At 68.4% G+C, this 23,252-nt stretch carries 20 protein-coding genes and 1 pseudogene; 10 read left to right on the top strand and 11 right to left on the bottom strand.

The features are described from left to right. Positions 1–5: 5 nt before the first annotated feature. From G3N62_RS09175 to G3N62_RS09160, 4 genes are all read right to left on the bottom strand, one after another. Complete coding sequence (locus G3N62_RS09175; RefSeq protein WP_034187595.1) at positions 6–1,019, bottom strand: arabinose ABC transporter substrate-binding protein; 1,014 nt, start codon at positions 1,017–1,019, stop codon at positions 6–8. Between the two features lie 83 nt (positions 1,020–1,102). Next, complete coding sequence (locus G3N62_RS09170; protein WP_124670760.1) at positions 1,103–2,032, bottom strand: Gfo/Idh/MocA family oxidoreductase; 930 nt, start codon at positions 2,030–2,032, stop codon at positions 1,103–1,105. A 25-nt stretch (positions 2,033–2,057) separates the two neighbouring features. After that, positions 2,058–2,987, bottom strand: a complete 930-nt coding sequence (locus tag G3N62_RS09165; protein ID WP_034187593.1) for a dihydrodipicolinate synthase family protein — start codon at positions 2,985–2,987, stop codon at positions 2,058–2,060. A gap of 113 nt (positions 2,988–3,100) precedes the next feature. Continuing rightward, entirely contained in the window at positions 3,101–4,852 is a 1,752-nt protein-coding gene (locus G3N62_RS09160) for an IlvD/Edd family dehydratase (protein WP_034187592.1), read from the bottom strand. 114 nt (positions 4,853–4,966) lie between these two features. Between G3N62_RS09160 and G3N62_RS09155 the strand changes: the two genes are divergently transcribed. Then, positions 4,967–5,917, top strand: coding sequence for a LysR family transcriptional regulator (locus tag G3N62_RS09155; protein WP_034187591.1), 951 nt, complete (start codon positions 4,967–4,969; stop codon positions 5,915–5,917). A gap of 18 nt (positions 5,918–5,935) precedes the next feature. On the opposite strand, the gene G3N62_RS09150 is transcribed toward G3N62_RS09155, so the two are convergent. After that, positions 5,936–6,412, bottom strand: a complete 477-nt coding sequence (locus tag G3N62_RS09150; RefSeq protein ID WP_034187590.1) for an OsmC family protein — start codon at positions 6,410–6,412, stop codon at positions 5,936–5,938. 133 nt (positions 6,413–6,545) lie between these two features. Between G3N62_RS09150 and G3N62_RS09145 the strand changes: the two genes are divergently transcribed. After that, on the top strand, positions 6,546–7,187 hold the full coding sequence (locus G3N62_RS09145) for a GntR family transcriptional regulator (protein WP_034187589.1): 642 nt from the start codon (positions 6,546–6,548) through the stop codon (positions 7,185–7,187). Positions 7,188–7,214: 27 nt separating this feature from the next. Here the strand turns inward: G3N62_RS09145 and G3N62_RS09140 are convergent, their stop codons facing one another. Next, positions 7,215–8,240 (bottom strand): LacI family DNA-binding transcriptional regulator, encoded by a 1,026-nt coding sequence (locus G3N62_RS09140; RefSeq protein WP_124608477.1) that lies wholly within the window; start codon positions 8,238–8,240, stop codon positions 7,215–7,217. A 188-nt stretch (positions 8,241–8,428) separates the two neighbouring features. On the opposite strand from G3N62_RS09140, the gene ugpC reads away from it, so the two are divergent. The 5 genes from ugpC to G3N62_RS09115 all read left to right on the top strand — a co-directional run bounded on the left by ugpC (position 8,429) and on the right by G3N62_RS09115 (position 14,775). Then, positions 8,429–9,577, top strand: coding sequence for a sn-glycerol-3-phosphate ABC transporter ATP-binding protein UgpC (ugpC, locus tag G3N62_RS09135; RefSeq protein ID WP_124670761.1), 1,149 nt, complete (start codon positions 8,429–8,431; stop codon positions 9,575–9,577). An 8-nt stretch (positions 9,578–9,585) separates the two neighbouring features. Further along, positions 9,586–11,577 (top strand): beta-galactosidase, encoded by a 1,992-nt coding sequence (locus G3N62_RS09130; protein ID WP_124670762.1) that lies wholly within the window; start codon positions 9,586–9,588, stop codon positions 11,575–11,577. A gap of 67 nt (positions 11,578–11,644) precedes the next feature. Next, complete coding sequence (locus tag G3N62_RS09125; RefSeq protein ID WP_124670763.1) at positions 11,645–12,904, top strand: extracellular solute-binding protein; 1,260 nt, start codon at positions 11,645–11,647, stop codon at positions 12,902–12,904. Positions 12,905–12,958: 54 nt separating this feature from the next. Continuing rightward, on the top strand, positions 12,959–13,903 hold the full coding sequence (locus tag G3N62_RS09120; protein WP_124670764.1) for a sugar ABC transporter permease: 945 nt from the start codon (positions 12,959–12,961) through the stop codon (positions 13,901–13,903). Positions 13,904–13,923: 20 nt separating this feature from the next. Then, a complete protein-coding gene (locus G3N62_RS09115; RefSeq protein WP_034187583.1) occupies positions 13,924–14,775 on the top strand; it encodes a carbohydrate ABC transporter permease in 852 nt (283 codons plus the stop codon). A gap of 107 nt (positions 14,776–14,882) precedes the next feature. Here the strand turns inward: G3N62_RS09115 and G3N62_RS09110 are convergent, their stop codons facing one another. Continuing rightward, on the bottom strand, positions 14,883–15,599 hold the full coding sequence (locus tag G3N62_RS09110) for a pirin family protein (RefSeq protein ID WP_059559234.1): 717 nt from the start codon (positions 15,597–15,599) through the stop codon (positions 14,883–14,885). A gap of 84 nt (positions 15,600–15,683) precedes the next feature. Beyond that, on the bottom strand, positions 15,684–16,448 hold the full coding sequence (locus G3N62_RS09105; protein WP_124670765.1) for an SDR family oxidoreductase: 765 nt from the start codon (positions 16,446–16,448) through the stop codon (positions 15,684–15,686). 137 nt (positions 16,449–16,585) lie between these two features. Between G3N62_RS09105 and G3N62_RS09100 the strand changes: the two genes are divergently transcribed. Then, positions 16,586–17,503, top strand: a complete 918-nt coding sequence (locus tag G3N62_RS09100) for a LysR family transcriptional regulator (RefSeq protein WP_059559239.1) — start codon at positions 16,586–16,588, stop codon at positions 17,501–17,503. Between the two features lie 226 nt (positions 17,504–17,729). On the opposite strand, the gene G3N62_RS09095 is transcribed toward G3N62_RS09100, so the two are convergent. The 3 genes and pseudogenes from G3N62_RS09095 to glcC all read right to left on the bottom strand — a co-directional run bounded on the left by G3N62_RS09095 (position 17,730) and on the right by glcC (position 20,645). Continuing rightward, a complete protein-coding gene (locus G3N62_RS09095; RefSeq protein WP_124670766.1) occupies positions 17,730–19,154 on the bottom strand; it encodes a DEAD/DEAH box helicase in 1,425 nt (474 codons plus the stop codon). A 35-nt stretch (positions 19,155–19,189) separates the two neighbouring features. Then, positions 19,190–19,624 (bottom strand): annotated as a pseudogene (locus tag G3N62_RS09090) (DUF6306 domain-containing protein); the annotation flags it as partial. Positions 19,625–19,874: 250 nt separating this feature from the next. Then, positions 19,875–20,645: a transcriptional regulator GlcC gene (gene glcC, locus G3N62_RS09085; protein ID WP_049030349.1), complete on the bottom strand. Its 771-nt coding sequence runs from the start codon at positions 20,643–20,645 to the stop codon at positions 19,875–19,877. A gap of 218 nt (positions 20,646–20,863) precedes the next feature. On the opposite strand from glcC, the gene glcD reads away from it, so the two are divergent. Further along, a complete protein-coding gene (gene glcD / locus G3N62_RS09080) occupies positions 20,864–22,363 on the top strand; it encodes a glycolate oxidase subunit GlcD (protein ID WP_124670767.1) in 1,500 nt (499 codons plus the stop codon). After that, the coding region (glcE, locus tag G3N62_RS09075) for a glycolate oxidase subunit GlcE (protein ID WP_206141226.1) at positions 22,363–23,252 on the top strand (890 nt) is incomplete at its 3' end. The genes glcD and glcE, both read left to right, overlap by 1 nt.

The following is a 23,252-nucleotide window of genomic DNA, read 5'->3' as shown; positions in this document are numbered from 1 at the left end:
CCCGCTCAGATACCGAGTTCGGCGCGCACGGCCTGCCAGTTCGCACGCGTCATCAGCTTGCCGCTCGTCTGCGTGTCGGCCGGCGGCGTCTTGCCGTTGCGGATCCAGTCGACGAGGTTCTGCGTGCTGTCCTTGCCGTGGTTGGTCGAGCTGACCGCGATCGTCCCGTAGAAACCGGTCGGCTCTTTCTTCTGGAATTCGGCGAACGCCTCGCCCGCGCCGTTGATGCCGACGCCGATCACGTCGGCCGCCGGGATGTGCAGCTGCTCGGTCGCGCGCACCGCGCCGAGCACGGTTTCCTCGTTCAGCGCGTAGACGACCCATTTCTTCACGTTCGGATGGCGTGCGAGCACCGGCGCCGCCGCGCTGAAGCCGCCTTCGTCGTCGGTCGTCTTCTGCGGCGCATCGAAGATGTTCTCCTTGCGGAAGCCGTTCGCGAGCAGCGCCTGCGTCGCGCCGTCGGTGCGCAGCTTCGCGGTCGGCAGTTCGTAGTTGGTGATCCGCAGCGCGCCGACTTCCTCGGGCTTCCAGCCGCGCCGCTTCATCTCGTCGGCGATCGCCTGGCCGACCTGGTTGCCGATCTTGGTCGCCGACATCCCGAGGTGCGGCACGTTCGGCAGCGGCTTGCCGCTCGAATCGACGAGCTGGTCGTCGACCGTCACGAACTTCATGTTGTAGCGCTTCGCGCGCGACGCGATCGCCGGCCCGAGACGCACGTCCGGCGCGCAGATCACGAAGCCCTGCGCGCCTTGCGAGCCGAGGTTGTCGATCGCGGCCAGCACCTTCTCGCCGTCCGGCGTGCCGATCTTCACGACCGAGAAGTTCTCCTTCTGGCCGAGCGCGGACGCCGCGTTCTGCTCGTTGATGAACCACGCCTGCTCGGGCATCTTCACGAGGAAACCGATCTTCAGCGGCGCGTCGGCGCGCGCGGCGCCCTGCATGCCGAGCGGCGCGATGCAGAGCGCGGCGAGGAGCGCGCGCAGGGTATGTCGGCGAATCGTGTGAGTCGTGCGGTTCATGGGATGTCTCCTTGGTATCGGCGGGTGCCGTGATGTGTGCCGTAAAGATTCGTCGGACGCGCGTCGTGCCGACGCGCGCGGGTTCAGCGGCCGAACGCGTCGGTCTGCACGCGCCGGCCGAACAGGAAGGCGTCGGCGACGAGCCGCAGCGGCCGCACGTCGACGTCGCTTTCGCCGCGCGCGATCAATGCATGGAAGTGCGCATACAGCGCCGGATACTCGCGTTCCGGCCCGATCTCGATCGGCTCGCCCGCGATCGACAATTGCGCGCCGCCGCGGCTGATCGCGAGCACGCCGTCGGCCGTGTCGACCGCGATCTCCCATTGCTCGACGGGGCCGTGCCGCCAGTCGAATTCCGCGCGTACCGGCACGCCGTCGGTATCCGCGCAGTCGAGGTCGGCCGCGATCGGCGTCTGCACGTCGCTCGGCACGAACAGCGTCGCCTCGCGCAGCACGAGCTCGCGCGGCAGGATCCGCGTGACGATCGACAGCGCGTTGATGCCGGGGTCGAACACGCCGAGGCCGCCCGGCTCCCAGATCCACTGCTGCCCCGGATGCCAGCGCCGCACGTCCTCCTTCCAGCGCACCTGCACCGCGCGGATCGTGCGCGTCGCGAGCCATGCGCGCGCGGGCTCGACCGCGCTCGCGCAGCGCGAATGCCAGGTCGCGAACAGCGTGAGGCCGCGTTCGCGCGCGAGCGCGTCCAGCGCGGCCACTTCGCCGAGCGTCGCGCCCGGCGGTTTCTCGAGCATCACGTGCTTGCCGGCTTCGAGCGCGGCGCGGGCCTGTGCGTAGCGCACCTGGGGCGGCGCGCACAGCGACACGGCGTCGAGCTCGCGCTCGGCGGCCAGCAGCGCGCGCAGGTCCTGATAGTTGCGGACGCCCGCGACTTCCGCGTGGCGGCTCGCGCACGCGGTCAACGCAAAGCCCGGTTCGGCGGCAATCGCCGGCAGATGCTGGTCGCGCGCGATCTTGCCGATCCCGACGACGCCCAGCGAAATCCGATCACTCATCGTGCGTGTCTCCTTCGCGAATCGCTCAGTGCGCCCAGCGCAGCACGAGCGGATCGAGCCGCCGCGCGATCGCGAGCAGTTCCGCGCGCGTGTCCGGGTGCAGTTCCGGCATCGGATGCCGCGGCCGCTCGCACGCGATCACGCCGCCTTCGCGCATCAGCGCCTTCGCGGTGAGGATCCCGGACTGGCGGTTCTCGTGATTGATCAGCGGCAGCCATGTCTGGTAATGCGCGAACGCGTCGTCGTGCCGCCCTTCGCGGAAGGCTTCGAGGATCGGCCGGATGCCGTCCGGAAAGCCGCCGCCCGTCATCGCGCCGGTCGCGCCCGCGTGAAGATCGGCCAGCAGCGTGATCGCCTCCTCGCCGTCCCACGGCCCCTCAACCGCGTCGCCGCCGAGCCGGATCAGCTCGCGCAGCTTGTTCGCCGCGCCCGGCGTCTCGATCTTGAAGTACGCGACCTGCTCGATCTCGCGCGCCATCCGCGCGAGGAACGGCGCGGACAGCGCGGTGCCGCTCGCGGGCGCGTCCTGGATCATGATCGGGATCGAGATCGCGTCGGACACGCGCGCATAGAAGTCGAAGATCTGCGCTTCCGGCACGCGGAACGTCGCGCCGTGATACGGCGGCATCGTCATCACCATCGCCGCGCCGAGCTGCCGCGCGCGCAGGCTGCGTGCCGCGCACACCTGCGTGCTGTAGTGCGACGTCGTGACGATCACCGGCACGCGGCCCGCGACGTGTTCGAGGATCGTGCGCGTGAGCACGTCGCGTTCGTCGTCGGTGATCGCGAACTGCTCGGAGAAGTTCGCGAGGATGCACAGCCCGTCGGAGCCGGCATCGATCATGAAGTCGACCGCACGCTTCTGGCTCGCGAGATCGAGCTCGCCGGTATCGGTAAACGTCGTCGGGACGACGGGGAAGATGCCGCGGTAACGCGGCGTGCTGCTCGATGTCATGTTTCGCGTCCTGCGCCGGCCCTGGTAGCGACCGGCCGTCTTGCGTTCACGGTTTCACGAAGCGCGGACCGGGAAGGTCCGCAACCGGCGGCGCACGTCGCGCCGCCTGCCGCTCAATGCGAATGGCTCGGCACGTCCGCGCCGCGCGTGCCGACCAGGAAGTCGAGGTCGCACCCCTCGTCGGCCTGCAGCACGTGATCGATATACAGCCGCGCGTAACCGCCCTTGCCGAGTTGGCCGGCCACGCCCGGCGCGGCGGTCGGATCGACGTCCGACAGGCGGCGCTGCAGTTCGTCGTCCGGAATGTCGAGATGCAGCGTGCCGGCCTCGCAGTCGAGCTCGATCCAGTCGCCGTTGCGCACCGCCGCGAGCGGCCCGCCGGCGGCCGCTTCCGGCGCGACGTGCAGCACGACCGTGCCGTATGCGGTGCCGCTCATCCGCGCATCGGAAATCCGCACCATGTCCTTCACGCCCTGGCGCAGCAGCTTCGGCGGCAGTCCCATGTTGCCGACCTCGGCCATGCCCGGATAACCGCGCGGCCCGCAGTTCTTCAGCACCATCACCGAGCTCGCATCGATGTCGAGCGCTTCGTCGTTGATCGTCGCCTTGTAGTGGTCGAGGTTCTCGAACACCACCGCGCGGCCGCGATGCTTGAGCAGTTCGGGGCTCGCCGCCGACGGTTTCAGCACCGCGCCGCGCGGCGCGAGGTTGCCGCGCAGGATGCGGATGCCGCCGTCCTCGATCAGCGGCCGGTCGAGCGGGCGGATCACTTCGTCGTCGTAGTTCGGCGCTTCGCGCACGTTGTCCCACAGCGACTTGCCGTTCACCGTCAGCGCGTCCGGATGCGGCAGCAGCCCGCCTTCGCCGAGGCGGCGCAGCACGGCCGGCAGCCCGCCCGCGTAATAGAACTCCTCCATCAGGAAGCGCCCCGACGGCATCAGGTCGACGATCGTCGGCGTGTCGCGGCCGATGCGCATCCAGTCTTCCAGTTCGAGCGGCACGCCGATGCGGCCCGCGATCGCCTTCAGGTGGATCACCGCATTGGTCGAGCCGCCGATCGCCGCGTTCGCGCGGATCGCATTCTCGAACGCCGCGCGCGTCAGCACCTTCGACAGCACGAGCCCTTCGAGCGCCATCTCGACAATGCGGATGCCCGACATGTGCGCGAGCACGTAGCGACGCGAATCGACGGCCGGAATCGCCGCGTTGTGCGGCAGCGCGACGCCGAGCGCCTCGGCCATGCACGCCATCGTCGACGCGGTGCCCATCGTGTTGCAGGTGCCGGCCGAGCGCGACATGCCGGCTTCGGCCGACAGGAAGTGATGGAGGTCGATCTCGCCGGCCTTCAGCGCTTCGTGCAGCTGCCATACGGCCGTGCCCGACCCGATGTTCTTGCCTTCCAGCTTGCCGTTCAGCATCGGGCCACCCGACACGACGATCGCCGGCACGTCGCAGCTCGCCGCGCCCATCAGCAGCGCGGGCGTCGTCTTGTCGCAGCCGGCGAGCAGCACGACCGCGTCGATCGGGTTGCCGCGGATCGCCTCCTCGACGTCCATCGACGCGAGGTTGCGCGTGAGCATCGCCGACGGCCGCAGGTTCGATTCGCCGTTCGAGAACACCGGGAACTCGACCGGGAAGCCGCCCGCCTCGGAGATCCCGCGCTTCACGTGCTCGGCGAGCTTGCGGAAGTGCGCGTTGCACGGCGTCAGTTCGGACCACGTGTTGCAGATGCCGATGATCGGCCGGCCGTCGAACTCGTGATCGGGAATGCCCTGGTTCTTCATCCAGCTCCGGTACATGAAGCCGTTCTTGTCGTTCGTGCCGAACCATTGCGCGGAGCGCAGCCTGGGTTTTGTTGCCGACATCGTCAGTCCTGTGGTGACGGGATACCGGCGCAGTCTAGGCAGAATTTTGATAACTGGCTAATGACGTTTTTGGCGATTACGATATCGATTCCAATATCGATATAAACCCGTACGATGCCCGAAGCCAGTCCGTGGGGAAACCGCGGCCGCCTGAAGACGCGCCAGCTCCTGCTGGTCGTCGCGCTCGCCGACGAAGGCAGCATTCATCGCGCGGCCGCCGCGCTGAACATGACGCAGCCGGCCGCGTCGAAGCTGCTGCGCGAACTCGAGGAATCGATCGGCGCGGTGCTGTTCGAGCGGCTGCCGCGCGGGATGCGGCCGACGCTCTACGGCGACGCGCTGATCCGCCATGCGCGCGCGGCGCTCGGCAGCCTCGACCAGGCGCACGAGGAGCTGGCCGCGCTGAAGGCCGGCCATCTCGGCCACGTGGCGGTCGGCGCGATCACGTCGCCCGGGCTGCGGCTCGTGCCGCCGGCCGTCGCCGCGGTGAAGGGCACGCATGCGGGCCTGCACGTGTCGGTCGAGATCGACACCAGCAACGTGCTGCTCGAACATCTCGCGCAGGAAAAGATCGACATCGTGCTCGGCCGGCTCTCCGCCGAACACGACAAGCTGCGCCTGCGCTACGAGCCGCTGACCGGCGAGTCGGTGGCCGCCGTCGTGCGGCCCGGCCACCCGCTGCTCGCGCACGCGCCGCTGTCGCTCGCCGACGTGCAGCGCGCCGCGTGGGTCGTGCCGCCGGCCGGCAGCGTGCTGCGCCACCGCTTCGAGCTCGTGTTCCAGCGCGCGAGCCTTGCGCCGCCCGCGAACCTCGTCGAGACGGCGGCGCTGCTGTTCATCACGCAGTTGCTCGAACAGAGCGACATGATCGCGGTGCTGGCCGAGGACGTCGCGCACTACTACGCGCGGCACGGGATCGTCACGGTGCTGCCGCTGGAAATGGATTGCCGGATGGACGATTTCGGGATCATCACGCGCACCGACCGGCTCCATTCGCCGGCCGTCGCGGTGATGGCCGACGCGATTCGCGCGGCTGCGCGGGAGGTGTACGGCGTCGCGCCGTGACGATGCGGCGGGGGTTCCCTACGCCGCGGCGGACTCGATCACCGGTTCGCAGCGGATCGGGAAATTGACCGAGTTCGCGATATAGCACTTCGCATGCGCATCGTGATGCAGATGCCCGGCCAGCTCACGATCGTCGCCGGCCCGGATGGTCACGTGCGGGCGCAGCACGATTTCGGTGAAACGGCCTTCCCCGGCGCCGTCGAGCATCGTGCCTTCGGCGTTGTCGGCATAGGCCAGCACGCGAATGCCGGCCTCGGAACACAGATGCAGATACCAGAGCTTGTGGCACGCCGATGCCGACGCAAGCAGCAGGTCTTCGGGGTTCCAGCGCGACGCGTCGCCGCGGAACGCCGGATCCGACGAACCGGGAATATCCGGCTTCGAGCCCGCCCGGATCACGTGATCGCGCCCGTACTCGCGATACCCCGACGTGCCGGTGCCGCGATTGCCCGTCCACTCCACCGCGACGCGATATTTGTGCTCGCCTGCTGCCATCTCGCTCTCCATTGATGTCGGTTGCCTCGACCGTGTCGGATGCCGTTTTGCAGCATCCGCCTGCCTGGCCGCCATTGTGGCACTGGATGGCCATTTGGTATACCATTATTCCAAATCGACGAAACACGCAGGCATGGAAGCCAAACTCGACTCCACGGCGGACGCGGTCGCAGCGTCGCTGCGCGACATGATCATCAACGGCGAGCTTTCGGCCGGCGAACGGCTGGTCGAGCGCGATCTCGCCGAACGGTTCGGCATCAGCCGGATTCCGATGCGCGAGGCGATCCAGCGGCTGGAACGCGAAGGATTGCTGGATATCTTCAGGAATCGCGGCGCCGTCGTGCGGATGCTGAGTGTGTCCGACGTGCAGGACATCTACGATCTTCGCGTGCTGCTCGAAGGCGACGCGATCTACCGGAGCGTGAAACGTCTGGACGACGAGGCGCTCGCGCGCGCCGAACTCGTGCATCGCCTGCTCGGCGACGCGAGCGTGCCGCGCCGGCAGGGCGAACTGAATCGCGAATTCCACGCGTTGCTGTATGCGGGTTGCGGCAATGCGCGGCAGCTGAAGTCGATTGCCGAACTGCGCAGCCAGGTCGAACGTTACGAGCGCCTGCAGACGACGCTGCTCGCCGATACGCCGTCGTTCCAGGTCGAGCACGAAGCGATTCTGCAGGCGTGCCGCGCACGCGATGCGCGGGCGGCACGCTCGATGACGGTCGCGCATCTCGAGTCGGCGAGACGCATCGTGATGCGGCTCGTCGAAGGCGCTTGAGACCGGTGCGCGCCGGTTCGCCCCGCGCTATGCCGCGCGCGGCGCCTGCCCGGTCGTGCCGCGCACCCTCAGTTTCGGCAACGACGCGACACGCATGCGCGGCGCCTCGTCGCTCCATCCGCCCGCCTCGCGCAATGTATTGAGCAGTTCGACCGCGAGGCCGGCCGCCTCGGCAGTCGGGATCGCGACGGTCGTCAGCGTCGGGCGCGTGTCGCTGGCCAGATGAATGTCGGTCATCCCGACGATCGACAGATCGTCGGGCACGCGCCTGCCACGGTCGGCCGCCGCATGCATCGCGCCGATCGCCGGCAGGTCGTTGGTGGCCACCAGCGCGGTCAGGCTCGGATGCGCATCGAGCAGCCGCCCCGCCGCGCGCACGCCGCCTTCGATCGAATCGGGCTCGGCCGCGACGACCGACGCGTCGAGCCCGGCCTCGCGCATCACGTCGACGAACCCGTCGTAGCGCGCCGCCTGCACGCCGCTTGCCGACCCGCCGACGATCACGCCAATCCGCCGGTGGCCGAGTTCGAGCAGATGCCGTGTCGCGATCCGTCCCGCCTCGCGGAAATCGATCGCCACGCACGGCAGGCCGTCGGGCGGCGCCTCGGGCCGCTCCCACAGGCACAGCACGACCGGCACGCCGCGCCGCGCGACGTCGAGCAGATCCGGCAGGTGCAGGTTCGCGTTGGTCACGAGAATCCCTTCCGAGATCGTGCCGGCGATCTGGTCGAGATACGCGCGCCCCTGCAACGGATCCTCATTCGTATTGCAGACGATCAGGAACTGCCCGTTGCGGCGCACCGCCCGTTCGACCGCCAGCGCGAATTCCGGGTAGAACGGGTTCGCGATGCTCGACACCATCAGCGCGACCGTCGGCGCGCGCCCTTCCGCCAGCGCCCGCGCGGCGAGATGCGGCCGGTACCCGAGCGCCTCGACGGCTTCCAGCACGCGCGCCCGCGTCGCCTCGCCCACCCGGCCGCGGCCGCGCAGCACGTTCGACACCGTCGCGGCCGTCACGCCGGCGCGACGCGCCACTTCATCCAGGGTTGCCATCGTTTGCTCACTATATGAGACGTCGATCCAATATTTGCTTCGCTCACCGAAGCGGCGCACTATCGCCGCACACCTTGCCGCCGCCCGACGGGCGCGACTCGGACGCGATCGCATCGCCTCTTTTTTTGATCGCGATGATTAAGCGCTTAATCATGCAGTACGGCGCATTAAAACATGGAGCGGAGACAATGGCGAGCATCTCGATGCGGCGCGTGCAGAAAGCCTACGGCGATCACGCGCCGGTGATACGCGACGTCGATCTGGAGATCGGTGCGCACGAGTTCTGCGTGTTCCTCGGGCCGTCCGGTTGCGGCAAGTCGACGCTGCTGCGCATGATCGCCGGGCTCGAGGACCTGAGCGCGGGCGAACTGTCGATCGACGGCCGCCGCGTCGACGACGTGCCGGCCGCCGAGCGCGGCGTCGCGATGGTGTTCCAGAGCTACGCGCTGTTTCCGCACATGACGGTGTACGAGAACATGGCGTTCGGGCTGAAGCTCGCACGGGTGCCGAAAGCCGAGATCGACCGCAAGGTGCGCGACGCCGCGCGCATCCTGCAGCTCGACACGCTGCTCGACCGCAAGCCGAAGGCGCTGTCCGGCGGTCAGCGGCAGCGCGTCGCGATCGGCCGCGCGATCGTGCGCGAGCCCGGCGTGTTCCTGTTCGACGAACCGCTGTCGAATCTCGACGCGGCGCTGCGCGGCCAGACCCGCATCGAGATCGCGCGGCTGCACCGGCAGTTCGAACGCGCGAGCGTCGTCTACGTGACGCACGACCAGACCGAAGCGATGACGCTCGCCGACAAGATCGTGCTGCTGCACGCCGGCGCGGATACCGCGCAGCACGGCAGCATCGCGCAGGTCGGCGCGCCGCTCGACCTCTACCACCATCCGGTCAGCCGCTTCGTCGCGGGTTTCATCGGGTCGCCGCGCATGAACTTCCTGCCGGCCGTCGTGACCGCGTGCGACGCGCATCGCACGACCGTCACGCTCGTGCCGTCCGGCGAGACCTTCGCGCTGCCGCGCGACGGCTCGGCACTTGGCGCCGGCGCCGCCGTGACGCTCGGCATTCGCCCCGAACACCTGACGCTCGGCGTCGCGCTCGACGCCACGACGCTCGCGCGCGACGTCGCGCTCGTCGAACGCCTCGGCGAACAGACCTACGTGCACCTCGACGGGCCCGGCGGCGCACCGCTGATCGCGAAGGTGCCCGGCGACGCGCAGGTGCGCACCGGCGAGCGCGTGCACCTGCATGCGCCGGCCGCGGCCTGCCATCTCTTCACCGAAGACGGCCGCGCGGTGCCCGCGTGCGCCGACGTCCACGTCCACCACTACGCATAAGGATCGGCATGCGCCTCGGAGTCTGCTACTACCCGGAACACTGGCCGGAATCGATGTGGGCCGATGACGCCCGCCGGATGAAAGCGCTCGGTATCGAGCAGGTGCGGATCGCCGAATTCGCGTGGAGCCGCATCGAGCCGTCGCCGGGCGAATACGACTGGGGCTGGCTCGACCGCGCGGTCGACGTGCTCGGCGCGGCCGGCCTCGAGATCGTGATGTGCACGCCGACCGCGACGCCGCCGAAATGGCTGGTCGACCGCCATCCCGACATCCTAGCGATCGGTGCCGACGGCCGGCCGCGCGCGTTCGGCTCGCGCCGCCACTACGACTTCTCGTCGCCGACCTATCTGGAAGCGTCGCGGCAGATCTGCACGGCCGTCGCCGAACGCTACGGCCGCCATCCCGCCGTGCGCCACTGGCAGACCGACAACGAACTCGGCTGCCACCAGACCGTCGTCAGCTACTCGCCGGCCGCGCTCGTGCGCTTCCGTGCGTGGCTGAAGGCGCGCTACGGCACGATCGACGCGCTGAACCGCGCATGGGGCACCGTGTTCTGGAGCATGGAGTATCGCCGTTTCGACGAAATCGACGCGCCCGTCGGCACCGTGACCGAAGCCCATCCGTCGCATCGTCTCGATTACCGGCGCTTCGCATCCGACGAAGTCGCGCGCTATCACCGGATGCAGGTCGACGTGATCCGCGCGCATTCGCCGGGCCGGGCGGTCGCGCACAACTTCATGCAGCTGTTCACCGAGTTCGATCACTACGAGGTGGCGCGCGACCTCGACATCGCGACGTGGGACAGCTACCCGCTCGGCGCGCTCGAGGAGCTCTGGTTCGCGCCCGACGTGAAGGCGCGCTGGCTGCGCACCGGCCATCCGGATTTCGCGTCGTTCAATCACGATCTGTATCGCGGGATGTCGAAGCTGCCGTTCTGGGTGATGGAACAGCAGCCGGGACCCGTGAACTGGGCCCAGTGGAACCCCGCGCCGCTGCCGGGCATGGTGCGCCTGTGGAGCTGGGAAGCGTTCGCGCATGGCGCCGGCTGCGTGTCCTACTTCCGCTGGCGGCAGGCGCCGTTCGCGCAGGAGCAGATGCATGCGGGCCTCAATACGCCGGACAACCGGCTCGACGAAGGCGGCCGCGAGGCGCAGCGCGTCGCACGCGAAATCGCCACCGTGCTCGATGCCGGCGCCGATGCCGACGCGAACGGCACGGTGCGCGCCCCGGTCGCGCTCGTGTTCGACTATGAAGCGAAGTGGCTGTTCGAAGTGCAGCCGCAAGGCGCCGATTTCCACTACCCGCGCGTCGCGTTCGACTACTACTCGGCGCTGCGCTCGCTCGGCCTGGACGTCGACATCGTGTCGCCGCACGCGCCGCTCGACGGCTATCGCCTCGTCGTCGTGCCGCCGCTGCCCGTCGTGCCGGACGATTTCGCGGCACGGCTCGCCGCCTCGGGCGCGCATGCGGTATTCGGGCCGCGTACGGGTTCGAAGACCGTCGACCTGCAGATTCCGCCGACGCTGCCGCCCGGCCCGCTCGCGTCGATCCTGCCGGTGCGCGTGTGGCGCGTCGAATCGCTGCGGCCGAACGTGACCGAGCGGATCGACGGCACGTTGCGCGACGGCTCGCCGCTCGCGGGCGACGCGCGCCACTGGCGCGACTTCGTCGAGCTCCACGACGAAACGCGCAGCGTCGTGCATGCGCGTTTCGCCGACGGTCATCCGGCCTGCGTGTCGCATGGCGCGCTGCACTACTGGGCCGCGCTGTTCGACGCCGCGACCACCGCGAAGCTGTTCGCCGACGTCGCGACCGACGCGGGCCTCGCGCCGACGCCGCTCGGCGACGGCGTGCGGGTGAGCCGGCGCGGCGGCCTGACCTACGTTTTCAACTACGGCAACGCGCCGCACACGATCGATGCGGTGCCGCCGTCGGCGTTCGTGCTCGGCGCCGCGCAAGTCGGGCCGCAGGACGTGGCCGTGTATCGCAGCCGTTCGTAGCCCCCCCGCCACCGGCGCCGCGACGCGCCGGTCACGCACAAGACGACACACTGGAATGGAGACACGCATGACACATCGCCCCCTTCGCGCCGCCGCCCGGCTCGCCGCGGCCGCCACCATCGCGTTCGCATCGCTCGGCGCGACGGCGCCCGCCGATGCCGGCACGCTGACCATCAATATCGCGTTCAAGGGCGCGAGCCAGCGCGCGGTCTGGCAATCGACGCTCGACGCGTTCCACAAGGCGCATCCCGACATCGACGTGAAGGCGACCTTCGTCGACGAGGAAGCGTACAAGGTGCAACTCCCCGCGTGGCTGACGACCGTCGCACCGGACGTCGTGAACTGGCACGCGGGCGAGCGGATGGCGTACTACGCGAAGCGCGGGCTGTTCGAGGACCTGAGCGGCGACTGGACCAAGAACGGCTGGGGCGCGATGTACGCGTCGACGCGCGATGCCTCGTCGTACAACGGCAAGCAGTATGCGGCGCCCACCGTCTACTACTCGTGGGGGCTGTTCTACCGCAAGGACCTGTTCCGCAAGGTCGGCATCGCCGACGAGCCGAAGACGTGGGACCAGTTTCTCGACGCGTGCAAGAAGCTGAAGGCGGCCGGCATCACGCCGGTCGCGATCGGCGGCCGCGACGCGTGGACGCTTGCCGGCTGGTTCGACTATCTCGACCTGCGCCTGAACGGCAACGCGTTCCACCAGCAACTGATGGCCGGCGACGTGCCGTACACCGACCCGCGCGTGAAGAAGGTCTACACGACGTGGAAGTCGCTGATCGACGCCGGCTACTTCATCGACAACGCGCTGTCCTACGATCTCGACGGCGCGCAGCCGTTCCTGTTCCAGGGCAAGGCCGCGATGATGCTGATGGGCACCTTCATCGCGGCGGGCTTTCCGCCGAACGTGAAACCGGAAATGGGCTACTACCGCTTCCCGATCATCGACCCGAAGGTGCCGACCGCCGAGGACGGCCCGGTCGAATCGCTGCACATCCCGACCAAGGCGAAGAACAAGGCCGATGCGCGCACGTTCCTCGCATTCGTCGAAACGCCCGAGATGGGCGCGAAGCTCGCGGAAGGGCTCGGCTCGCTGTCGGCCAACAGCAAGTCGCCCGAGCCGGCCGATCCGGTCTCGCGCATCGGGTTCCGGATTCTCGCCGACACGAAGGGCGGCGTCGCGCAGTTCTACGATCGCGACATGACGAAGGAAATGGCCGACGAAGGGATGAAAGGCATGCAGCAGTTCCTCGCGAATCCCGCGCAGCTCGATACGGTGCTCGCGCAACTCGAACAGACCCGCAAGCGGATCTACAAGAAGTGACCGCGTGACCCAACCGGCGGCCGCGCGCCGCCCTGTCCGTTCAGGAGGCTTGCCGTGTCCAGTCCGATCACGTCCCCCCCGCGCGGCGGCACCGCGCCGCCGCCGCGCGGGACATCCGCCGCCGCGTTGCCCGCGCGCCGCCCGTCGCCCGCCGTGCGGCGGCAACGGCGCGCCGCGTGGCTGTTTCTCGCGCCGGCCTGCGCGATGGTGGCCGTCTATGTGATCTGGCCGATCCTGTCGACGCTGTGGCTGAGCCTGTACAACTGGGACGGGATGACCGAGCGCACGTTCGTCGGTCTCGCGAACTATGCCGAACTGCTGCAGGCGCCGACCTTCTACACGGCGCTGCGCAACAACGTGATCTGGCTCGCGCTCTTCATGCTCGCGCCGCCGCTCGGCCTCGCGCTCGCGCTGTACCTGAACCAGGCGGTCGGCGGCATCCGCCTCGTGAAATCGCTGTTCTTCGCGCCGTTCGTGCTGTCCGGCGTGGTCGTCGGCCTGAACTTCTCGTGGTTCTACGATCCGACCTTCGGGCTGCTCGCGTTGATCGTCGGGCACGGCATCCCGGTACTCGGCGACGCACGCTACGCGACGCTCGGCGTCGTGTTCGCCGCGCTGTGGCCGCAGACGGCGTACTGCATGATCCTGTACCTGACCGGCCTCACGTCGGTCAACCCGGAACAGATCGAGGCCGCGCGGATGGAAGGCGCGCGCGGCTTCGCGCTGCTGTGGCACGTCGTGCTGCCGCAGTTGCGGCCGACCACCTTCATGGCGATCGTCGTCACGGTAATCGGCGCGCTGCGCAGCTTCGACCTGATCTCGGTGATGACGAGCGGCGGCCCGTTCGAGAGTTCGACCGTGCTCGCGTATTACATGTACGACCAGGCGATCAAGTATTACCGGCTGGGCTATTCCGCGTCGATCGCCGCCGTGCTGTTCGCGATCATGCTCGTCTACATCGTGTTCCAGTTGCGCCGCATGCTGCGCAACGAGCAGTGACCCACCGGAGAGGCTTCATCATGTTTCCGACGCCCGTTGCCCAATGGAAGCCCGTCTCGCGCCGGCTGTACAAGCTGTCGCTGCCCGTCGCGCTGCTGATCTGGCTGATGCCGATGATCGCCGTGTTCGTCACGTCGGTGCGCTCGACCGAAGAACTCGTCGAAGGCCACTACTGGGGCTGGCCGCGCCGCTTCGCGATGGTCGAGAACTACCGCGACGCGCTGACGACGTCGCCAATGCTGCATTACTTCTGGAACAGCGTGCAGATCACGGTGCCGTCCGTGATCGGCTCGATCGCGCTCGCGGCGATGGCCGGCTTCGCGCTCGCGACCTACCGGTTCCGCGGCAATACCGCGCTGTTCGGCACGTTCGTCGCCGGCAACTTCGTGCCGGTGCAGGTGCTGATGATTCCGGTGCGCGACCTGTCGCTGAGGCTCGGCGTGTTCAATACGGTCGAAGCGCTGATCCTGTTTCACGTCGCGTTCCAGACCGGGTTCTGCACGCTGTTCCTGCGCAACTTCATCAAGCAGTTGCCGTTCGAGCTGATCGAGGCGGCGCGCATCGAAGGCGCGGGCGAATGGACGGTGTTCTGGCGCATCGTGCTGCCGCTGATCCGGCCCGCGCTGGCCGCGCTGGCGATTCTCGTGTTTACGTTCGTGTGGAACGACTACTTCTGGGCGCTGTGTCTCACGCAGGGCGACGAGGCCGCGCCGATCACCGCCGGCGTCGCGGCGCTGAAGGGGCAATGGACGACGTCGTGGAATCTCGTGTCGGCCGGGTCGATTCTCGCCGCGCTGCCGTCGGTCGCGATGTTCTTCGCGATGCAGAAGCATTTCGTCGCGGGGCTCACGTTCGGCGCAACGAAAGGCTGAACGCGCGCCGCAAGCGTTTTTCGTATCTCCCCCTCCGCATCGTGAGGTTGCCCGCTTCGGCGGGCTTTTTTCATGCCGTGCGGATTGGAAGGCGATGCCGCTCGATGTCACCTGTCGGCGCGCCTGCCCCGGCGCAGGCGCTCGACGATCACGACCTCCGTGTCGTCTCGCGCCCGCAACGCGAGCCACGTTTCATCGCGAACGGCGATGCCGTCGCGTTGCGCCAGCCTGATCGGCCCGACGTCCAGCCGCCCGTGATCCGCAACCAGATAGGCGGCGCCCGGTAGCGGCAACCCGTGCTGCATCGTCGTGCCTTCGCGCAGCATCGCGATACGCACACGTGCGTCGGCGTGAAGGGGCAGCGCGCCGGCGCGAACATCGTCTGGATCGCCGCTCGCCACCGTCACGAATCGGCCGTCGCGACATCCGGGCGAACAGACGCGCGTCGCGCAGCGCGCGGTGCCGGCCGGTGTGCGCGGACGCAGCCAGATTCGGAACTGCCGCGCGGGTACGTTTTCCTCGTTGCGCTCGGCGTGATGAAACGCCGCGCCGGCACTCGTCACATGGACGGAATCGGCGACCAGACGCACGCGATTGCCCGCGTCGTCCTCGTGCGTGATGGCGCCCGAACGCACCCATGTGACGATCTCGACGTCGCGGTGAACCTGCATGCCGAGGCCCGAGTGCGGCGCGAATTCGACGTCGTCCCATCCGTAGAGCGGGCCGGGCAGCGCAGGGTCGACGCCCTCGCGGAAATGCCGGCGGGCGTCGACACCGCCGCGCCGCAGCACGCCCAGCGCAAGAAAAGGCCGATGTTCGATCATGATGAAGCTCGATTCGGGTACGCCGGGTGCGGATCGCGATCGTCGAAGACCGCGTCCCCCACACCCCGGGCGCCCCGGCAACGCTCAGATCTGCTGCTGACCGCCATCGACGAACAGTTCGATGCCGTTCACGAAGCTCGCGTCGTCCGAGGCCAGGAACAGCGCCGCGCTCGCGATCTCGCCGGGCTCGCCGAGCCGCCCCATCGGGATCTGCGCAGCCAGATAATCGGCCAGCCCCTGGCGCTGCGCGGCGTCGTCGCCGGCAAGATCCAGCAGGCCCGGCGTACGGGTCGCGCCCGGGCTGATCGTGTTCACGCGCACACGGCGGTCCTTGAGGTCGAGAATCCAGCTGCGCGCAAACGCCCGCACCGCCGCCTTCGAAGCCGAGTACACGCTGAACGCGGCAGTGCCCGCGCTACCGGCCGTCGAGCCGGTGAGAATCACCGATCCGCCCTCGGCAAGCAGCGGCAGCGCTTTTTGCACCGTGAACAGCACGCCCTTCACGTTGCGGTCGAAGGTGTCGTCGTAGTGCGCTTCGGTGATGTTGCCAAGCGGCAGCATCGAGCCGCCGCCGGCGTTCACGAACAGCACGTCGAGGCGGCCCTGTTCTTCCTTGATTTGCGCATACAGCGCGTCGAGTTCATCGAGCCGGGTGGAATCCGAACGGACGCCGGTCGCGTTGCCGCCGGCTTCGCGAATGCCTTTCACGGCGGCATCGAGTTCCGCCTGTCGGCGGCCCGTGAGATAGACGTGCGCGCCTTCCGCCGCGAAGCGTTGCGCGGTGGCGAGGCCGATGCCGCTGGTTGCGCCGGTGACGAGTGCGATCTTGTTGTCGAGTTTGCGTGCCATGGTAGTGCTCCTTTCGATGAGTCGGTGATGTTTGCGTCGCAGCGGCTTGCTGCGATGTGAGGAGAATATCGACGGCCTTATCTTTTCGAAATAGAATTGATTGCAATCAAACGTTGCATAAATGAAAAGACAAGGACATGGCTCAACTTCCCGATTTCGAAGGGCTCGCGATGTTCGCGAAGGTGGCCGAGCACGGATCGTTCGCAGCCGCGGCGCGCGCGACCGGCGTGTCGGTCGCCACGGTCTCGCGCGGCGTGGCCCGCCTGGAGGACCGGCTGGGCGCGCGGCTGTTCAATCGCACGTCGCGTCAGCTCTCGCTCACCGAGTTCGGCCGGACGATCAGCGAGAAAGCCGGCGAGATCTATCGCCAGGCCGAGGAGGCGGAAAGCTCGGCGCGCGAAATGTCGGTACAGCCGCGCGGGCTGGTGCGGCTGGCCGTGCCGATGTCGTACGGGCTGCGCTGGGTCGCGCCGTTGCTGCCCGGCTTCTTTCGCGCATACCCGGAGGTGTCGATCGACCTGCATCTGTCGGACGCGTCGGTCGATCTGGTCGGCGACGGGTTCGACGCCGCCCTGCGTATCGCCGCGCTGCCGGATTCGTCGCTGGTCGCCCGGCGGCTGTGCGCGGTCACGCAATACGTGGTGGCGTCGCCGGAGTATCTGCGGCGCGAAGGGCGGCCCGCGCATCCGCGCGAACTGGCGAACCGTCCGTGTCTCTCGTACGCGTACCGTGCACGCAGCGCCGTGTGGCGCTTCACGAACGACGCGGGCGAGGAGGAACCGGTGATGCCGGCGGGCCCGCTGCGCGTGACGAACGCCGATGCGCTGCTGCCCACGCTGCTCGAGGGCCTGGCGATTGCCGAACTGCCCGAGTTCATCGCCGGCGAATATCTGGCCGACGGGCGTCTCGAAGCGATCCTCACCGACTGGTCGCTGACGAAGGGCGGTCTTTACTTCGTGACGCCGTCGGCGCGCGCGCGACCGGCGAAGGTCGCGGCGCTGTCCGATTACTTCGCCGAACATCTGAGCGATCCGACCTGGCGATGGCCGAAGTGACGGCCTGGACAACGGGTCGAGCAACGCGCGTCATGGCACGCATGCAACGACGGGTTTCAAGCACGTCCACCGCCTGACGGTTGATCGTGGCCGTCGGCCATGGCTACGCCTGTCCGCGCGCGACGTACGCACGACCTGTTTCAGCAAACGTCGACGCACGCCGAACAGGCCGCAGTTGCCGGATGCAGCCGGATCGGCTGACCGACTTTGAAAGGACCGATCCGGATTACCTGGACGGTTTGCCCCGGCCGCCGGCAGGCTTGCCCGCTGGCTTGCCGCCAGGTTTGCCGGGCGGCTTTTTCACGCTGAACGGACTGCCGATGGTGTAGTCCGGCCCGCTGTCGGCCGGCTTCGCATGCTGCGCCGCAGGCTTGCGCTGCCCTTCGCCGCCCGGCGATCGCGGCTTCTTGCCGGGCGCCGGCTTGGCAACCGGCGCGGCGTGCTGCACCTTGGGCTTCTTCGGTTTTTTAGGTTTCTTGATGATCTGCCCCGTCGCGCTCGTCTCCGGCACGCGGTGTTCGGCTTCGAAACCCGGCTCTTCCTCGCGCCGCAGCGTTTGCCGGATCAACGCTTCGATCGCGGCCAGTTGCGGCGCTTCATCGGCACACACGAGCGACACGGCCACCCCGCTGGCACCCGCGCGGCCGGTCCGGCCGATGCGGTGCACGTAGTCCTGCGCGACGATCGGCAGATCGACGTTGATCACCAGCGGCAGATCGTCGATATCCAGCCCGCGCGCCGCCACATCGGTGGCGACCAGCATCTGTACTTCGCGTGCCTTGAAGCGCTCCAGCGCCCGCAGGCGCGCGGGTTGCGGCTTGTCGCCGTGGATGGTGTCGACCGCATAGCCGGCTTCATCCAGCATGGCCGCCAGATAGTCGACGCCATTGCGGGTCTTGACGAATACCAGCGCGTGCTCCCAGTTGTTCTCGGCCACCAGGTGCATGAACAGATCGGGCTTGTTCCGCTTGTCGACCGTCACCACCCACTGCTTGATCTTGCTGGCCGTGACGTTGGGCGGGCTGACGCTGATATCGACCGGATTACGCAGGATGCCCGCCGCCATCGCGCGGATATCGTCGGTAAACGTGGCGGAGAACAGCAGTGTCTGGCGCCGCGTCGGCAACGCGGCGAAGACGGCATTGAGCTCGCGCGCAAAGCCGAGATCCAGCATGCGATCGGCTTCATCCAGCACCAGCGTCTGCACCTGATCGAACTGCACCGCGTTCTGGCGATTGAGGTCGAGCAGGCGGCCCGGCGTGGCAACGAGCACGTCCACGCCCTTGCGCAACTTCATCATCTGCGGGTTGATGCTCACGCCGCCGTAGGCGGCCAGGAAACGCAGATCGAGGCCCTTGCCGTACTCGACGAAGCTTTGCAGCACCTGTTCGGCCAGTTCGCGCGTGGGCACCAGCACCAGCACGCGCGCGCGGTTGCTGGATACCGCCGGGCCGTGTTGCACGAGCCGTTGCAACAGCGGCAGCGCAAACCCTGCCGTCTTGCCGGTGCCGGTTTGTGCCGCGGCCATGACGTCCTTGCCGTTCAGCACCGCAGGAATCGCCTTGGCCTGCACCGGCGTAGGTGTCTGGTAATTGAGGCCCTGCAGGTTACGCAGCAGCGGCTCGATCAGGCCAAGCGAGGCAAAAGACATGGACGTATTCCGGGCTAAAACCGCAATTCTAGCGGTTACGGCGCGGGTTGCGCCCCGTGCGCCGCGCCGCGCAGCCACGCCGCCACCGCCCCGATATTCTTCTCGTGCGCGACCAGCATCAACGACAGCGCGTGATGCATGTCCCGATCGGCAAGCGTCGGCAGCAACGTCTGCAGCTTGCGCACGACCCAGCGCTGGCCGCGGTTCAGGAACGCCAGCCGCTGCGCCAGATCGTCGATCGCCATCGCCTGCTCGTGGAACGCGCCCGTCGCGCGCGTCGGTACGGCATCGAGCGACCGGATCGCGTCGACGAGCACGCCGCACCCGTGCGCGTCGTCCTGGCGAATGCGCGCGATCAGCCGATGCAGCTCCGGATCGCCGGTTACCTCGGCCGCCGTTTCGGAAGCCACACGTGCGCTCGCGCGCTCGGCCTCCAGCAGTTCGTCGAGCGTCGCCAGCAACGCCGTGCGGTCATCTTGCGGATTCGGGCCGGCGTGGGTATCAGGGCCGCCGCCATGCGTCGGCATCGACATGCAGCATCCTCCTGTCGGGATCGATGGCGTAACACGCTCGACGGTACACGGCGCGTATTGCACGAATGTGCCAATCAGCGCGCGCTGTTCGCCGGATACGTCACATCATGATGCATTGGCGTGTCAACCCGCGTCGTCAACGCACGTCACTTGATCGACGTCATCGCCCGAACGCACCAGCGCTTGCTCAAGTCCACCCTTCGAGCCGCAACGTCGAACGTACGAGCCGCTGTTCCTCCTGCTCGATCTCGCGCAGATACTCGACGCACTGGCGGATATGTTCGCTCGCGGCCTTGCGTGCCTGGTCGGGCAACCGCCCGGTAACCGCGTTGTAGAGCCGCGCATGCTGGCGGTCGATCTGCTTCTTCAACGGCTCGCGGTGATAGAGGTTGTTCACCGACGCGAACACCGAACTGAGCAGCAGGTCGGTCAGCGACTGCAGCGTATTGACGAGCACGGGGTTGTGCGACGCCTCGCAGATCGCGAGATGGAACGCGTGATCGAGCTTCGCGCGCGCGGCGGGGTCGAGATCCTGCGCGTCGGCCGCCGTCATTTCCTCGTAGCGGCGCCGGATCAGGATGAAATCGGCCGGCGTGCCGCGCAGCGCCGCAAGCCGCGCGGCCTCGGCCTCGAGCATCCCGCGCACCTCGAACAGGTCGTACAGCGTGCGCGGCTGCGAGCCGAGCAGATGCATCATCGGCGTGACCTCGCGCTGCGGGGTCAGGCTCGCAACGAACGAGCCCTTGCCGTGCGCCGTGTCGATGATCCCGCGCGCGTGCAGCAGCTTCATCCCTTCGCGCACGGCCGTACGCGACACGCCGAGCTTCTCGGTCAGCCGCCGTTCGGACGGCAACGCCTGCCCGGCCTTCAGCACGCCGTCGACGATCAGCTGTTCGATCCGCTCGGCGACGACATCGGCCACGCGCCGCGCCGGCCCTTCTCGATCCTGCATTCCCATACTGGTATGACCACTTTGGACGGATATCGCCGATTTTCTCACAAAGCCTTGTTCCTACTGGTTTTTCCTGGCCCGCCACGACTATCTCAAAAGGCTCGATCGAAAAACTGGTACGACCACCTTGAAGACATCTGGACACGCCCGCGCGGCCCGCCAAGAATCCCTTCCTTCCGGCGTGCCGCGCATCGCGCGGCCGCCTGCATGGTGGAGACAGACCGATGAGTTTCATCTACGACGAACGGATCGACGGCGCGCTGGTGACCGTCGACCGTGACACGCTCGTCGCCGCGCTGCATGCGGCGGCGCCCGGCCTCGACGTGCTGCACGAACGCGAGGCGCTCAAGCCGTTCGAATGCGACGGCCTCGCCGCGTACCGCACGGTACCGCTCGCGGTCGTGCTGCCCGACACGGTCGACCAGGTGCGCGCGGTGCTGCGCGTCGCGGCCGCGCACGGCGTGCCGGTCGTCGCGCGCGGCGCGGGCACGGGGCTGTCGGGCGGCGCGATGCCGCTCGAAAAAGGCCTCCTGCTGGTGATGGCGAAGTTCAACCGGATTCTCGACATCGACCCCGATGCCGGCATTGCGCGCGTGCAGCCCGGCGTGCGCAATCTCGCGATCTCGCAGGCGGCCGCGCCGCACGGCCTTTACTACGCGCCCGATCCGTCGTCGCAAATCGCATGCTCGATCGGCGGCAACGTCGCCGAAAACGCGGGCGGCGTGCACTGCCTGAAATACGGGCTCACGGTGCACAACATCCTGAAGGTCGAGATCCTGACGATCGACGGCGACACGCTCACGCTCGGCGCCGATGCGCTCGACGCGCCCGGCTTCGACCTGCTCGCGCTGTTCACCGGCTCCGAAGGCATGCTCGGCATCGTCACCGAAGTGACCGTGAAGCTGCTGCCGAAGCCGCCGAGCGTGAAGGTGCTGATGGCGAGCTTCGACGACGTCGCCGAGGCCGGCGTCGCGGTCGCGCGAATCATCGGCGCGGGCGTGATTCCCGGCGGCCTCGAGATGATGGACAACCTCGCGATCCGCGCGGCCGAGGATTTCATCCATGCGGGCTACCCGGTCGATGCGCAGGCGATCCTGCTGTGCGAACTCGACGGCGCGGCGAGCGACGTCGACGAGGATGCCGAGCGCGTCGCCGCGCTGCTGCGCGACGCGGGCGCCACCGAGATCCGCGTCGCGCGCGACGAGGCCGAGCGCCAGCGCTTCTGGGCCGGCCGCAAGAACGCGTTTCCCGCGGTCGGCCGCATGTCGCCCGACTACTACTGCATGGACGGCACGATCCCGCGTCGCGAGCTGCCGCGCGTGCTCGAAGGGATCGCCGCGCTGTCGGCCGAATACGGGCTGCCGGTCGCGAACGTGTTCCACGCGGGTGACGGCAACATGCACCCGCTGATCCTGTTCGATGCGAACCGGCCCGGCGAGCTCGATCGCGCGGAAGCGCTCGGCGGCAGGATCCTCGAGCTGTGCGTCGCGGCGGGCGGCAGCATCACCGGCGAGCACGGCGTCGGGCGCGAGAAGATCAACCAGATGTGCGTGCAGTTCAACGCCGACGAAATCACGTTCTTCCACGCGGTGAAGGCCGCGTTCGACCCGCAGGGGCTGCTCAATCCCGGCAAGAACATCCCGACGCTGCACCGCTGTGCCGAATTCGGCGCGATGCACGTCCATCACGGCCAGCTGCCGTTTCCCGAACTGGAGCGCTTCTGATGCGACGCGACATCGAATCGATCGACGACAGCGCGGCGCTCGTCGCGCAGGTCGACGCGGCGATCCACGATCGCCAGCCGCTGCACATCCGCGGCGCCGGCACGAAGGCGTGCCTCGGCCGCCCCGTCGAAGGCCGCACGCTCGACGTACGCATGCATCGCGGCGTCGTCTCGTACGACCCGACCGAGCTCGTCGTCACCGCGCGCGCGGGCACGCCGCTCGCCGATCTCGAAGCAATGCTCGACACGGCCGGCCAGATGCTGCCGTGCGAGCCGCCGTCGTTCGGCGGCGCGGCGACGGTCGGCGGGATGTTCGCGGCGGCGCTGTCGGGACCGCGCCGCCCGTGGGCCGGCGCGGTACGCGACTTCGTGCTCGGCTGCCGCGTGATCACCGGCCACGCGAAGCACCTGCGGTTCGGCGGCGAAGTGATGAAGAACGTCGCGGGCTACGACGTGTCGCGGCTGCTCGCGGGCAGCTTCGGCTGTCTCGGCGTCGTGACCGAGGTGTCGCTGAAGGTGCTGCCGAAACCGCGCGCGACCGGCGATCTCGCGTTGACGCTCGCGGCCGGCGAAGCCGTTCAGCGCGTCGCCGCATGGCGGCGCGCGGGGCTGCCGCTCGCGGGCGCGTGCCACGCGGACGGCGTGCTGCGCGTGCGCATCGAGGGTGGCGACGGCTCGGTCAAGGCCGCGCGCGACACGATCGGCGGCGATCCGATGGACGACGCCGGGGACGCGTTCTGGGCACGGTTGCGCGACCTTGCGCTGCCGTTCTTCGACGATCCGCGCCCGCTGTGGCGCGTGTCGGTGCCGGCTGCCGCGCCGCTCGACGCGTTGCCGGGCGCGCAGCTCGTCGCCTGGGGCGGCGCGCAGCGCTGGCTGAAGAGCGACGA

Origin of the sequence: Burkholderia sp. Tr-20355 (assembly GCF_017104685.1) — a bacterium.
Lineage (GTDB): Bacteria > Pseudomonadota > Gammaproteobacteria > Burkholderiales > Burkholderiaceae > Burkholderia > Burkholderia seminalis.
This window is presented reverse-complemented; position numbering and strand designations above follow the sequence as displayed.